The organism is Pristimantibacillus sp. PTI5, assembly GCF_048572955.1.
Taxonomy (GTDB): domain Bacteria; phylum Bacillota; class Bacilli; order Paenibacillales; family Paenibacillaceae; genus Pristimantibacillus.
Map to the genome: position 1 here is coordinate 3,652,712 of NZ_CP183886.1, position 15,449 is coordinate 3,668,160.

A 15,449-nucleotide genomic window follows, 5' to 3' on the forward strand; every position below is an offset into this window, starting at 1 on the left:
GCTTATCGGGCTTCTTAAATTTCACGGCTAAACGAGTCATTGCCGTCAAAAAGGACAGCTGCAGCCGTTTACGCTAGAGCGTTCTCCCTAGGAAATGGCCTGTTTATCCATAAAAGTTTAAATCGTTCACTGTTCATTTCGCTATTTCGTTCACTGACTTTGCATTCTTTCTCTTTCGCTGAAAACGCCGGGGCCGTACAGTGAGAACAGACCAGACAACACTAAAAAGAAACGAACGCTGTGAGAGGAGACATCATCTGCATGTTGAAAAAAAATGGACTGCTTAAGGAACTCGTGACGAACCGCCTGCTCTTCCTTATGTTGCTGCCGGCGCTTATCTTCTTCCTTATTAACTCGTATGTACCTATGGTGGGCGTCTACTACGCCTTCACCCGGTTCGACTTCAACACCAGCTTGTTCAACAGCCAATTTGTTGGACTCGACAATTTTAAGTTTTTATGGAAATCGGGGGTTCTTGCCAGGCTCACGTTAAATACGGTCGGTTACAACGTCGTATTCATTCTATTAGGAAACGTTCTCGCGATTGCGCTGGCGATTCTGCTAAGCGAGCTGCGCTTGCAGTGGTTTAAGAAGCTGACGCAGTCGATCATGTTTCTTCCATACTTTGTTTCCTTCGTTATTCTTAGCGTTATCGTATACAACGTGTTCAACTTCGAAAGCGGATTCCTGAACTCGACGCTGAAGTCCTTCGGATACGAATCGGTTGACGTATACAATACGCCTTGGGTTTGGATCTTTCTCATTATCATTTTCTACCTGTGGAAAAATATCGGGTACAGCATGGTTATTTACCTGGCATCGATTACGGGGATCAGCGAGGAATATTATGAGGCTGCCAAAATCGACGGCGCGAACATTTTCCAACGGATCTGGTACATTACGGTTCCGATGCTGAAAACAACGTTCGTGATGCTCCTGCTGTTCGCGTTAGGCAGCATCATGAAAGGCCAGTTCGATTTGTTCTACCAGCTGATCGGCAACAACGGCGTGCTCTACAATACAACGGATATTCTCGATACGTATGTGTACCGCTCCCTGAAAGTAACGTTCGATATCGGGATGTCGACGGCAGCAGGCCTTTATCAATCGCTGTTCGGTTTCGTGCTTATCATGACCGTTAACTACATCATCAAGAAAATCAACGACGAGTACGCCTTGTTCTAAACGATCTGAAGCATACGCTACCAGCCCAGCTTACTGTAGGAGGTTCCCATGAAAATCAAAGACGACAATTATATGAAGTGGTTTCGGCTCATTGCTTTCGTAGTCATACTTATCTCGACGGTTGCCTGCTTGTTTCCATTCCTGCTCATCATTTCCGCTTCCTTTACGCAAAATGAGGCGATCATACGGGACGGCTACAATCTGATCCCGACCGTTTTCTCCTTCGAGGGCTACGAGACGGTGTTCCGCTTTCCGAAGCAGGTATTAACGGCTTACGGCGTTACGACGCTGACAACCGTAATCGGCACGACGCTGGGTCTGTTTCTCATGACGATGGCAGGTTACGTGCTGCAGCGCAAGGATTTCAAATACCGTAATTTCTTTTCCTTCATGATTTATTTCACAACCTTGTTTGGCGGCGGACTCGTGCCTTGGTACATCCTGATGACCAAGTACTTGAAGCTGACCGATAAGCTTGAGGTATTGATTTTGCCGGGCCTGATGACACCCTTCCTCATTATATTGATGAAAAACTTCATTCGCTCGGCTGTGCCGGATGAGGTGATCGAATCCGCGAAAATCGACGGAGCAAACGACTTCACGATCTACAGCCGGATTGTGCTTCAGCTCTCGATGCCGGGTATCGCAACCGTAGGTTTGTTCCTGGCGCTGCATTATTGGAATGATTGGTTTACTTCTTCGTTGTTCATTAACGATACGACCAAGTACCAGCTGCAGTATTACTTGTACAACGTCATTAATGCCATGAGCTTTATTGCACAAATGGGCTCAGGCACGGGCGTTTCCTTGGGCTCCGATATGCCGACCGAATCGACGAAGATGGCGATGTCCATTATCGTTACGGGACCGATTCTGTTCCTATACCCATTCGTACAGCGTTATTTTGTAAAAGGATTGACGATTGGCGCGGTTAAAGGTTAGAACTAGACAAGGGATTTATAATTCCGGGTGTAGCTAACATAGATAAGTACTTATTAAAGGGAGGATTCACATGACTAAGAAAGCAGCAAAAGCGGTCTCCATGTTTCTATCGCTCATCGTTCTGATTACGGTATTAGCGGCTTGCGGATCGAACAACAATGGAAATAGCGGCAATGCTACAAACGCTCCAAAAGAGACAGAGGGCACAACGAACGAAGGCACGACAAACGAAGGCGCAGAAAAGCCTGGCATCGATACTTCGAAAAAAGTGGAATTGCAATTTTACATGCTGGGTGATGCTCCGAAAGACATCGCTTCTATACAAGAGCAAGTGAACAAAATGGCTTTGGAAGATTTGAACGCAACGGTTAAATTCAACTATACGTCTTGGACGGATTGGGATCAAAAGTATAAGCTTCTGCTTGGTTCAGGCCAACAAGTTGACTTGATCTTCACGGCTGAGTGGACGCAATACCAATCCTATGCCAAAAAAGGCGCTTTCCAAGCACTGGACGAAATCCTTCCAGTAGCAGCGCCGACGCTTAATTCTTTTGTTCCAAAAGATATGTGGGAAGCTGTAAAAATCGACGGTAAAATTTTCACTGTACCAGCTACTTATAAAGAGTACGTAACAGACGGCTTTGTATGGCGCGAAGATCTTCGCGAGAAATACAATCTGCCTACACCGGTTGATATCGCAACGTTCGAGCAATATTTGGACGGCATCAAGAAAAACGAGCCTACCGTAACACCGCTTTCGATGAACTCTGATGTGAAAACAAACCTGATGGACCGTTTCAAGGGCATCGCACGCGCTCCAATCGGCGCACTTCCTTACGGAATCGGCGTAAACTATGCAACACCAAGCGAAGTATACTCCTACTGGGGTTCCGATGAGCAAAAACAAGATTTGACGGTATTGAAGCGTTGGCAGGATAACGGCTACATGGTGAAAAACGTTCTAGCCGTTAAAGATACGCTGCAGGATCAAATGACAAGCGGCAAAGCGGCTGCTATTCTTGGCGACAACCCGACTCGTTTCAACGATATGGTTATCAAAATCCAATCGACTCACCCGGACTGGAAGCTTGGCTACCACCCGTTCCCGGAAACAAACGGAATCGCAACACCGGTTCACCCGATCCACAACGGCTTCGCTATTCCGGCTAGCAGCAAAAACGCAGAGCGCGCTCTTGCGTTCTACGAGAAGCTTGTTACGGATAAACGTTATAACCTGCTTACGCAATACGGCGTAGAAGGCAAGAACTATGAAGTGAAAGACGGCTATTACTCCATGCTCGGCGATTCGAATACCAACGGCTTCCCTCGCGAGGGCATGAACGGTTGGGCTTGGAGAAACCCTGAGTTTATGCTGTTCGATAAAAACTATGACGGCGTGAAAGCCATCTTCGAAAAGCTTGATAAAATTCAAGTGCCTGATAAATTTACAGGCTTTGCTGAAGACTACACCGCTTACCAAGCAGAGAGAGCTGCGCTGGAGCAAGTGGAGAAGCAGTACCTGTTCCCGCTTAATGCGGGTCTCGTGAAAAACGTGGAAGACGGTTTGAACACGTTTATGGAAAAAGCGAAGCAAGCAGGCCTTGAGAAAATTCAAGCTGAATATACAAAACAATGGCTTGCTTATGTAGAGGCGCAAGGCATTAAATAATCGATTTAAGCAGGCTGTCTCAGAGGTAGATTTTACCGCTGGGACAGCCTTGATTATAAACACGAAAGACAGCGCTTACAAAGTAATCGGGGATTTGAATCCATGGCAAGCTGAAGGATGAAGCTCTTTCCGGAAGCTTTCCAATTCGATTGAATGGAGGAAACATGCATAATGAAATCCGTATCGGCCCTATCGAGAATGCTGCTGGCCTTTTTAATCGTATTTTCAAGCGTAGTGCCTGCTTATGCTTCTGCGGCGGAGGAGACTTCCGCTGAACCGCAGGTTACGCAGCCATCAGCCGTGTTATTCGAGGATGATTTCCAGGATGGAAATACGACGGGATGGACGCTGAACAACACGTCCGTCTTAACCGTGGCGAATGATCCCGCGAATGCCAGCAACAAAATGTTGAACGTAAGCAGCGGCGATGAAGCCATTGCTACCATTGATAGCAGCTTAGGCAGCAACTATATTTATGAGGCAAAGGTTAAGAAGGTAGCAGGCGGTTCTTTTCCGGGCATATTGGCCCGTTATACGGATGTGAACAACTACTACTTGTTTCAACTCGGGGACGGCAAGTTCTCCCTTTCCAAAAAAGTAGGGGGAACCGTTACAACGCTTCTGGACTATCCGGCCGCCGTTACGGCGGGCCAGTGGTATACGATGCGCTTGGTCGTAGAAGGAGGCGTCATTAAAGGGTATGTCGACGATAAGCTGATTGCGCAGGTGACGGATGCCTCCTTGTCCTCGGGCAAAGCGGGCTTCCGTTCCAGATGGGAGAAGTCGGGACTGGATGACGTCCAGCTTCGGAGCCTTGCCAATCCCGTGCCTGCGGCTCCCGCGAATGTACGGCCCGTAGACGTAACGTCCACGACAGCCACGATTACGTGGGACAATACGGTAGGAGCATCGACTTACCGCGTCTATCGCTCGACGCAGCCGGATACCAATTTCGCGCAGGTATATAACGGGACGGCGAAGACCTTTGCGGATACGGGGCTTGCTTCAGGCGTCACTTATTATTACCGGGTTTCCTCGGAGCTGGATAAATATGAAGCGGTCGCGCCCGCGATCAGTGTGACGACGGTCTTGGTATTGCCCGCATCGCCGGATTTGCTGCCGGGAATAATCGCGGCCTATCCATTTGACGAGACTTCCGGGACAACGGCAGCTCCGCTTGCCGCAAGCAGCAACCAGGCCAAAGCCAATTTAGTTAACGGAACGGCTTGGACTGCCGGCCGAACGGGCGGCGCAGTCGATCTCGACGGCGTCAACGATCATGTTACGCTGCCAAACGGCATTTTGAACGGATTAAACGATATGACCATTACCGCTTGGGTAAAGCAGGATACGCTCAAGAAATGGGGACGTATCTTCGATATCGGACTCGGTACGAATAATTATATTTTCTTAACGGCAAGCACGGACGGCGACGCAAGCCGCTTCGTATTCAAAAACGGCGGAAGCGAGCAGTATGCAACGGTCAGCCCGGCACAGCAGACGGCGAATGAATGGGTGCATTATGCGGTTACGCTTTCCGGCAGTACGGCGACGCTTTATGTAAACGGCACGGAGGTTGCGCGCAACAACAACGTAACGATCCGGCCAAAGGATCTCGGCAACACGACGCTCAACTATATCGGACGCTCGATGTTTAGTGCGGATCCGTATATGGATGCCAAGATTGATGATTTCTATGTCTTCAACCGCAGTCTCGGTCCTGCTGAGATCGCATTGTTTACGGCTTCGGAAGATACCGCAAAGGTTGCGGCCGATAAAGATGCATTGACGCTGGGCGATACAAGCGCGGTCATGTCGGATTTGAAGCTTCCTGCGCAAGGGGCAAGCGGGACGAAAATCACTTGGGAATCAGCTGACGCAGCGGTTGTTAGATCGAGCGGTGTCGTAACCCGTCCCGTGCTCGGCGAACCGGATGCGGAGGTTGTGCTGACTGCCACGATAAAACGAGGCAATGCGACCGATGTGAAGACGTTCACGGTTCAGGTTCTGGCACAGCTGTCGGATGAGGACGCGGTTGCGGTTGATAAAGCGGCGCTCGAGCTTGCGAATGCCGATGCGGTAACGGCTAAGCTTGCGCTGCCGAAAGCCGGCGCGAACCAGACTGTTATCAGCTGGGAATCCGATTACCCGGTGAATCTAAGACCCGATGGCATGGTCAGCCGCCCGGCTATGGGAGAGGGCGATCTGAATGTGACGCTGACCGCAACGATCTCGCGAGGCGCGCATTCGGAGACCAAAGCGTTTGTTGTGACGATTTTGGAGCAGGACGCGTCCTCCGGTTATTTGCTCGCTTTCAAGAGAAACGTGTCGGGCGTCGATACGCTGTATTATGCGGTTAGCCGCAACGGCAGAACGTGGACGGAGCTCAGCAGCAATGCCGGAATAACGGATATCGCTTCGCAAAACATTTTCAAGCTCATTTCCGAAGACAAATGGTACAAATACGAGTATGCGAACGGCGCTTGGTCGCTTTACGCAAGCACAAACGGGACTAGCGGCTGGGCGAAGGATGCGGCGAGCATTTCATTGCCGGCAGGGGCGATATCCGGCAGCTTCAAGACGATTACGGAAGCGGAGTGGAGCGAGCTGGTAAACCGCTTGTCCACGCCAAGAACGCTTGATGTGCTGAAGGTGTCGACGAAGGCTGGCTTCGCGCCAAGGCTTCCCGAGCAGGTAAAGATCGACTACACCAACAATTTGTATACAACCGTAGAAGTGGAATGGGATCCCATTGACGCGGCTAAGTATGCGGCAGCGGGCTCTTTTACGGCAGCAGGTACCGTTAAAGGCGCCAGCACACGCGTGCAAGCAGCTGTCACGGTCATGAATGATAATGCAAGCAGCGGTACCATCCGCAACGGGGAATTCTGGTATGACGACGAAGGCGGCATGATCCAAGCGCACGGCGGTCATATCATTAAGGTCGAGGATACCTACTATTGGTTCGGCGAGGATAAGGGCCATAATTCAGCGGTGCTGAAAGGTGTATCGATCTATGCTTCAAAGGATTTGAAATCATGGGAGTACCGCAACACGGTGCTGACGCCCGCTGCCCATCCGGAGCTGGCATCCGCTAAGATCGAGCGGCCTAAGGTGCTCTATAATGCAAAAACAGGCAAGTACGTCCTATGGGGACACTGGGAAGAGTCCGGCAACTATAACCAAGCGAATGTCGTAGTTGCGGTATCCGACACCGTCGACGGTGACTATACGTACGTCAACCGGTTCCAGCCTGGAGGCATGCAGTCGAGAGACTTTACCGTATTTCAGGATGATGACGGCCAGGCCTATCTATTCTCTTCTTCTAATAATAATGCCGATATGAATATTTTCCGTCTTACGGATGACTATCTGTATGTCGATGAGTTCTTGTATACGGCATTCCCGGGCGGAAAGCGCGAATCGCCGGCTATCGTGAAGAAGGATGGAATCTACTACATGTTCACCTCCGGCCTATCGGGCTGGTATCCGAATCAGGGCATGTACGCCACAACAACGAATCTGGCTGATAAAAACGCATGGTCGCCATTGAAAAAGTTCGGGGACCCGGCAACGTATTACACGCAATCTTCCTTTATCGTAAGCGTGTACGGATCGGATACGACATCCTATGTTTATGTAGGAGACCGCTGGACACCGACCGCGCTAATGGAATCCCAATATATTTGGCTTCCGCTGCAATTGGATAACGGATTAGCGGAGCTGAACTATTCCGGCGAATGGGATTTGGATGCAGCTACGGGACATTTTGAGACACCTAAGGATTTGCTTGTGTCGCAAGGCAAACCTGTCGCAGCAAGCTCCCAGGCCTCAGGTTTTGGGGCATCGGCTGCAAACGACGGCAATTATGATACTTATTTTGACTCCGGCAGCACTTCCTTCCCAACGACATGGCGGGTTGATTTGGAGCGGGAGTATGATCTCAGCCGAATCGATTTGAGCTGGAGAGAGTGGAATGGCTCAGAGGTTTATTACACCTACAAAATCGAGGGCAGCAATGATGATCAAAGCTATACGGTTCTAATCGATCAAAGCGCGAATCGGACGCCTTCCTTCAACAGTCATCAGCTGACTGGGAAATACCGTTATGTGAAGCTGACAATTCTTGGGCAATACGGTCACACGAACAACGCGAATAACTTGGTTACCTGGTACAGGGGCTTGCATGAGCTGAAGATCTTTACCTCGGATATGGCGTTGGCAGCGCCGCAGGGCTTAACGGCTGAGGCGGTTCAATCATCGGCAGAATCAACCAGCATCAATGTTAGCTGGCAGGCGGTGCCGAATGCAGCTTCTTATACGCTTTATCGTTCGGATCGCTTAGACGGCGAATACACGCAGGTGTATAGCGGAAGAGCAGCCGCCTATGAGGATCTGGGCGTTTCCTCTGGCAATACGTACTATTACAAGGTAAAAGCGATTCACGCTGGCGGCGGCTCCGAGCTGTCGGAGGCAGTCAGCGCCAAAACCTTTGTTGTGCCGGCATCATCCATTACTTTCGATAACCGCAACAACATTTGGTACGATACGGAAGGCCATGTTATGCCGATCGGAAGCTACCTTAAAGTAGGGGATACCTGGTATTACTATACGACGGTGGGAGACGGCTTCCGCTTCACGGATATGATCGTCTATACATCGAATGACTTCAAAAACTGGACGCTGCAGGAGCAGGTGCTGCTGAGCGATGAATCGCATGAAGAGCTCGCGTCGAGCAAGCTGGAAGCGATGAGCGTCATTTATAACCAATCTACCGGTAAATACGTCGCTTGGTTCCACTACGAGAATGCAGTGGATTATACGGTGGCAAGAGTTGCGGCAGCCGTATCGGATTCGCCGACGGGACCTTTCGTGTTCCAAGGCGGCTTCCGTCCGCTCGGTAATGACTCCAGAGATCTTACGACCTTCGTGGACGAAGATGGATCGGCTTATTTGATCTCATCAACGAATACGAATTCGGATCTGAAAATGTATAAGCTCTCCAGCGATTATTTAACGGTAGATGAATCCGCGGGAGCAATCACAATCTATACCGGCAAGCATCGCGAAGCGCCTGCCATGGTGAAGCATGACGGCGTATACTTCCTGTTCTCCTCCGGAGCGGCAGGCTGGCGGCCTTCGCAAGGAACATATTCAACCGCAACGTCGATTACAGGTCCGTGGACAGACCCGCAAAAAATCGGCAATGCTTCCACGTTTGGCGGACAATCTGGAGGCGTGCTGACGATTCAAGGCACGGAAACGACCTCTTATATTATGATGTCGAACCAATGGAAGCCTGCCGACCTTAAGCTGTCGAAGCGCGTTTGGCTGCCGATCAGCTTCAGCGGAACGACGGCATCCTATGACTATGCGGATCATATTACGGTAGACCCTGCAACAGGCATCGTAGCTGCAATAACCGATGGGCAGCTTCTATCCGCAGGCAAGCCTGCAACCGCAACGGACTGGAGCGGCGTGAATCGTCCGCAATACGCGAACGACGGCGATTACACGACGAGCTGGGTCGGTGAAAATAATACGTGGCCAAAATGGTGGCAGGTCGATTTGGGCAAAGCCTACAGCTTGAGCAGTATCCAGATTTCCTGGTTCCTGTACAACGGCTCCGAGGCCTACCACAAATACAAAGTCGAAACGAGCATGGACGGCGTAAATTATACGGTCGCGCTCGATCAGATGGAAAATACGCGTTACGGCTTTACTTCGGATGCCCTTACGGGTTCCGCAAGGTATGTTAGAGTTCAGCTAGTGGATGCGGTGCTTCATAACAACCCAAATAACTGGTACACGCCGCAGCTTGGCGAAGTCAAGGTGTACGGACATGAAATTAACGCTCCGGTGCAGCTAGCTGCCAGTGGCGTGACGGAAAGCGCCGCGACGCTTTCATGGAAAGAAATTGCCCAGGCAGCAAGCTATAACGTATATCGCTCCGGCACAGTAGACGGAACCTATGTAAAAGTGAATGATGATGCTATTTTGACGAATGCGTATACCGATACCAGCCTAGCTGCTAATACGTCATACTACTACAAAGTTTCGGCGGTATACGGCGCGTTGGAATCGGCATTGTCCGAGAGCGCTACGGTGAAGACGAAGGAGCTTCCGGCAGGCGTACCGAGCGGACTGCAGGCCGTCGAGACGGATATTACTTCTGTGAAGCTGGCGTGGGAGGAGGCTACTGGCCAGACCGTTACGTACAGCGTATATCGCTCGGATGCGGCGGATGGCGCGTATGTCAAAATCAACGTGGATGAGCTGGTTGCCCCGTCGTTTACCGATACGGGACTCCGCGCAGACACCACGTATTATTACAAGGTATCCGCGGCTAACAGTGCCGGAGTTTCCGACCTCTCTTCGGCATTACAGGTAAAAACCAAAGCAGCAGAGCCGGTGGATCCCGGTACGCCGACGAACCCGGGCAACAACGGCGGATCCGGCTCGAATGGTGATTCGGTTCAAGTTGCCGAAGGCAGTATTTTGGTCAAAACAACGGTAGATGCAAGTGGCGTTTTGAATGCCAGCGTGTCAGAGGCTGACTTGAAGAAAGCATTGGAGACAACAACCTCCGCTACGCTGAGCATTAATGTTCAACCAAGCATTGGAACCGCGAATGGCGGCGCAAAGGTAACCATTCCTGTTCAACAGCTGCTGAATGGCTCGCAAGGCATCACTCAAGTTGCAGTGACCGCGGGTGAGGTGACGGTTTCCTTTGGCATAGAAGCTGCGGCAGGCATTTTGACGGCAGGCGCTCAGCGGGTTGAAGTGGCTGTAAACAGGGTGGATACTTCGAAGCTTCCAGAGAACGTGAAGAAAAAAGTGGAAGGGTATCCGGTGTTCGACTTTACTCTGAGCGTAGACGGCAAAAAAGTCAGCGATTTCAATGCAAGCCAGCCAGTTACCGTGGAGATGAAATATACGCTCCAGCCAGGCGAGAAAGCCCATAAAATCGTTGTTTATTACATTAGCGATGACGGCAAGCTCGAGGTTGTACGCCATGTGCAGTACGATGCAGCCTCAGGCATGATCAGCTTTAAGCCGAAGCACTTCAGCCGTTATGCGGCAGGTTATGCGAATGCGGTCTTTACCGATCTGCAAAAAGCGGCATGGGCGCAAACGATGATTGAAGCCTTGGCTGCAAGAGAAATCGTTCGCGGGACTGGCGAGGGTATTTTTGAACCAGCCAGAGCGGTAACGAGAGCAGAATTTATCCAGCTGCTGGTGAGCTCGCTTGGACTCCTGGATGACCAAGCAAGCAGCAGCTTCAGCGATGCGAAAGAAGGCGCTTGGTATTACGCGGCAGTCGCCTCCGCAGAGAAGCTCGGTATCGTAAAAGGGAAACCGGACGGCTCCATTGGCGTTAACGAATCCATTACGAGAGAGGACATGGCGGTCATGCTTTCCCGGGCTGTGGACCTTGCCGGCATTAACGGCGGCAATGCAGGCGCTGCGGGGCAAGCCTTTAAGGACCAAGCTGCGATTTCATCCTATGCGGTTGAAGCGGTAGGGGCGATGCAGGAGGCCGGCTTCATCAATGGCTTCACCGACGGAAGCTACCAGCCAAAGCAGCACACCACGCGTGCGCAGGCTGCATCCGTTATTTTTAAACTGCTTAAGCTTTAAATTCGAGGCTTTAGAAGACAGAGGGCAGATCATCCTTTAACGGAGGATGATCTGTTTTTTTGTTTTTGACGTGGTAGTGGGTAGAGATGTATTGGCATCTTTAACAGGGTTTGTTTTCATAGGGGGAGAGTCGGGGATGGCTGGTGCGAGGGTGCTTACGCTGCAGTTTGTGCAATAGAAAAGGGATTTGGGGAGCGATTAGAGGGCTGCGCTGCAGAAAATACAATAGATTTAATCGAAAGAGATTCTATTGTCGTGGGTAGGCCCCATTCTATTGCACAAACTGCACTGTAAATCGTCCGACCCGGCTCAAACGTTGTTTCTGCTGTACAAAGTGCAGCGTAGCTTATGGTAGTTCAGCTGCTAGTGTGAAAAGAACGTAACTTCGCTGCTAGATCTGTGAGGATGGAGGATGGTTATTGGAGTAACTAAATTGGTCCGTAAGCGATGCTTGCTGCTGTGCAGCGGTATGAAACAGGAATGGGGTGTGTGCTTGCTTTGAGCCTTATTTTGCTGCTGAAATTGTACGGGATGAGTGAGGAAAGAACGGTTGCTTTGTGGATGGGCATCGGAGTCGTATCTATGTCCAATCGGCGCTATAATAGAAGAAAAGAATCTATTGGAGTTAGAGGCTGGAGCGTTGTATGCGTTGAGTGATGGAAGCGCCAATGCATGTCTGGGAATATGGTTACCTTCGTTGTTTGTGCATGAGAGCTGAATGTGAATGAAGCGGTTTTGGGTTACATGAGCTATGGGAGAAAAGGGAGGTTGCCTGAATGAGCGGACTGATCGATCTGCTTCGCAAGGGCTATGGGAAAAAGCTCGTTTCGCTTCATGCCTGGAACGGCTGGATTGTGGTGATTTTGGCATTGACCGGGCTTATCCTGATCGGCGGCTTCTGGCGCGGCTTCCTTGGCGAGGGCCGGGTTTGGATCAAGTGGGCCCATATTGTTGTCGGCATTGCCTCTATTTTGCCGGTCGTCTACTATCTGCTGCTTGCGGGCAAGCACTGGAAGCAGCTGAAGCAAAAGCCATGGCAACGATTTAACGTGCTTGTGGTGCTTGGACTATTGCTGGGCTGGTTTGGCTCAGGCGTGCTCTTGTGGCAGTTTAGGGCGGTAGGGCCCAGCGTTTCGAATGTCGCGTTAGTCATTCATGATTTGTTAACGTGGATCGGTCTTCCTTATATCATTTACCATTCCGTCACGCGGGTCAAATGGCTGAAAGAGCCAAATCGGCGGACAATTCAGAACGAACAGAAGGCACCCGATGGTATCCATCCAGCGGCGCCTCAGGCGGTGTATACGCGTAAGGCGTTCATTCGCGGCGCGATTGGCCTCGGCCTCGCGGTTACGGTTGGGCCTTCTTTTCTAAAATGGCTCGGCACCTCGCTTGGAGGCGTGGGCGGCAGCGAAGCCATCGATAAGCTCATCGAAAATGATACGAATAGGCTGCTTCCTGCACCGCAGCCGCTTCCAGCCTCTGCCCCGCCGCTCGGGGGAGGCGCAATCGGACAATTCCGCGTCTATACGGTAACGCCGATTCCTTCTTTTACAAATGCGGATTGGTCATTCACGATCGACGGACTTGTAAACAAGACGTTTAAATGGGATTGGAAGCAGTTTGTGGCGCTGAAGCGAACAGTTCAGGTGAGTGATTTTCACTGCGTGACGGGCTGGTCGGTGTACAAAAATACCTGGGAGGGCATACCTCTCAAAGAGCTGCTTAAGATGGCGGGCGTGCAGTCTGGCGCGGAAACCGTGAAGCTTTATTCGGGGGACGGCGTCTATACGGATACGCTGACGCTTGAACAAGCGGATATGGATGACGTTATGGTTGCGGTAATGCATGACGGCAAGCCGATTCCGAGCGATCTCGGCGGACCCGTCCGGCTTATCGTACCGAAAATGTACGCCTACAAATCAGTGAAATGGTTGAACCGGATCGAGCTGATTAAAGGCGAGCATGTGGGCTATTGGGAAGCGCGCGGATATGCGAACGATGCGTGGGTATAGCAAACATTAGATGGATAATATGTAAACCTACCTTCATACTCTGTATTAATGATATGATGATAAGAACTACTTGGCAAAAAAGCGGAATGGACTTTATTTTATCAAAAATAGCGATGGGGAAGGTGCTGCAGGTGAGTGAAAATAGCATTTTGCATCAGACGTTTACGCTGGAGCTGGAACCGGATGTTTTTATCAAAGGCGATATTAGGGTGAAGGAAGAGGGAGGACGCTTGCCGGTCCTCCTTTTTGCGCATGGTTTCAAAGGGTTCAAGGATTGGGGGTTCTTCCCTTATGCTTCGGAGCGGTTCGCGCAGCAGGATTTTGCCGTCATTACGTTTAATTTCTCACATAACGGCGTGAATGAGCAGGACTTCGACGAGCTGGAGAAATTCGGACGGAACACCTACTCGCAGGAGCAAAAGGATCTGTCTGCCGTATTTGCAGCCGTGCTGGAAGGCCGTTTACCGCTAACGGAGCGGTTGGATAAGCAGCAAATTTTCTTGACAGGGCACAGCCGCGGCGGCGGAAACAGCGTGCTGTTCGCATCGGAGCATCCCGAAATACGCGGTGTCGTGTCATGGAACGGCATAGCGAATGTGAATCTGTTCGGCGAGGAGTTCCGCGAGCAGGTTTTGCAGGATGGCGTAGGCTATGTCGCCAATGCCCGAACGAAGCAGCAGATGCCGATTAATGCTGTATTTTTTGAAGACTTGGACCGCAATCGGGAGCGCTTCGACATTACGGCTCGAGCCGCGTCGCTGAAGACGCCGGTGCTGTTCATTCAAGGGCTGCAGGATTCAGAGCGGCTACTTGCGGGGTTCCGCACCTTGAAGGAGGCTGCGCCTCATCATCGCTTTGCGACGTTGGAAGGAGCGACGCATACCTTCGGGACGGTGCATCCTTTTGCGGGAACGACGGATGATCTGGAGCGGGCAATTGCGATTACCGGAGCTTTCTTCGCTCCGCTGCTGGAGCGGCAATCAAATCGTAATTAATAATATAAAATGTTAGGGGAGCTAAGTATTATGACTTATTATCAAAAAGCGGATTGGGTATTGGAGCAATTGAGCAAGGAAGGCACGGTGATCGTCGATGCCCGTTATGCGTTAAACGATACGGAAGCGGGCAAAAGAGCGTATGCGGAAGCGCATATTCCAGGTGCTTATTATGTAGATTTAAGCCATGATCTCTCGGGGCCAAAACGCCCGAATGGAGAAGGCGGGCGCCACCCGCTGCCGGAGCCGCAGGCGCTGGCGGCTGTTTTTGAGCGAATCGGCATCGGTCAACAGACAACGGTAATCGCCTATGATGATCAAGGCGGCGCGATGGCTTCGCGTTTGCGATGGCTGCTGCAATGGCTTGGGCATGATGGACAAGTCTACCTGCTGGAAGGCGGCTTTGCCGGCTGGCAAGCGGCTGGCAAGCCGGTCAGCACAGAAGTGCCTGCCCCAGCGGAGGGAGTAACCTTCACGCCTGCCGTTCGGGAGGATATGCTGGTTAGCCGGGATGAGGTTAAAGCAAGAATCGGAAAAGCCGGCACTGTGCTGATTGACTCCAGAGAAGCCCCGCGCTACCGCGGCGAGGTCGAGCCGCTCGATCCGGCGGCCGGACATATTCCAGGCGCGATCAACCGCTTCTGGAACGAGGGCAAACGCGCCGACGGCAGCTGGAAATCGCCCGAAGAGCAAGCGGAGCGCTTTGCAGGGTTGTCGCAGGACGACGAAATCATCGTCTACTGCGGCTCAGGCGTGACAGCTACGCCGAATGTTTTCGCATTGCAGGAAGCGGGGTTCCACAATGTGAAGCTTTATGCGGGGAGTTGGAGTGATTGGAGTTCCAGACCTGAGAATCCCATTGCCACCGGATACGAAGAAGAACAGAAAGACGAATAGTAGTATGTAAGATTTGAATACATCGCCATGTGGGCCAAGTGCCTTGGGCGGTGTATTTTTTTGGTCAAAATCAACAAGGATTCAACACTCACTCTCTGAAAGTAA

7 protein-coding genes are annotated in these 15,449 nt (G+C 51.1%); all 7 read left to right on the forward strand.

Going from position 1 to position 15,449, the window contains the following annotated elements; translation table 11 throughout:
- Nucleotides 1-261 precede the first annotated feature (261 nt).
- A complete protein-coding gene (locus ACN6MW_RS16445; protein WP_308997325.1) occupies nucleotides 262-1,185 on the forward strand; it encodes an ABC transporter permease in 924 nt (307 codons plus the stop codon).
- 48 nt (nucleotides 1,186-1,233) lie between these two features.
- Nucleotides 1,234-2,127, forward strand: a complete 894-nt coding sequence (locus ACN6MW_RS16450; RefSeq protein WP_364150503.1) for a carbohydrate ABC transporter permease — start codon at nucleotides 1,234-1,236, stop codon at nucleotides 2,125-2,127.
- A gap of 64 nt (nucleotides 2,128-2,191) precedes the next feature.
- Entirely contained in the window at nucleotides 2,192-3,796 is a 1,605-nt protein-coding gene (locus ACN6MW_RS16455; RefSeq protein WP_419876363.1) for an extracellular solute-binding protein, read from the forward strand.
- A gap of 171 nt (nucleotides 3,797-3,967) precedes the next feature.
- Complete coding sequence (locus ACN6MW_RS16460; RefSeq protein WP_419871177.1) at nucleotides 3,968-11,437, forward strand: immunoglobulin-like domain-containing protein; 7,470 nt, start codon at nucleotides 3,968-3,970, stop codon at nucleotides 11,435-11,437.
- Nucleotides 11,438-12,213: 776 nt separating this feature from the next.
- Complete coding sequence (locus ACN6MW_RS16465; protein ID WP_419871178.1) at nucleotides 12,214-13,452, forward strand: molybdopterin-dependent oxidoreductase; 1,239 nt, start codon at nucleotides 12,214-12,216, stop codon at nucleotides 13,450-13,452.
- 131 nt (nucleotides 13,453-13,583) lie between these two features.
- Nucleotides 13,584-14,447: an alpha/beta hydrolase family protein gene (locus ACN6MW_RS16470; protein WP_419871179.1), complete on the forward strand. Its 864-nt coding sequence runs from the start codon at nucleotides 13,584-13,586 to the stop codon at nucleotides 14,445-14,447.
- A 30-nt stretch (nucleotides 14,448-14,477) separates the two neighbouring features.
- Nucleotides 14,478-15,344: a sulfurtransferase gene (locus ACN6MW_RS16475; RefSeq protein ID WP_419871180.1), complete on the forward strand. Its 867-nt coding sequence runs from the start codon at nucleotides 14,478-14,480 to the stop codon at nucleotides 15,342-15,344.
- Nucleotides 15,345-15,449 lie beyond the last annotated feature (105 nt).

Coding starts and splice junctions, on each gene's coding strand:
- ACN6MW_RS16450 (WP_364150503.1), top strand. CDS start 1,234: ATGAAAATCAAAGACGACAATTATATGAAGTGGTTTCGGCTCATTGCT.
- ACN6MW_RS16475 (WP_419871180.1), top strand. CDS start 14,478: ATGACTTATTATCAAAAAGCGGATTGGGTATTGGAGCAATTGAGCAAG.
- ACN6MW_RS16445 (WP_308997325.1), top strand. CDS start 262: ATGTTGAAAAAAAATGGACTGCTTAAGGAACTCGTGACGAACCGCCTG.
- ACN6MW_RS16465 (WP_419871178.1), top strand. CDS start 12,214: ATGAGCGGACTGATCGATCTGCTTCGCAAGGGCTATGGGAAAAAGCTC.
- ACN6MW_RS16460 (WP_419871177.1), top strand. CDS start 3,968: ATGAAATCCGTATCGGCCCTATCGAGAATGCTGCTGGCCTTTTTAATC.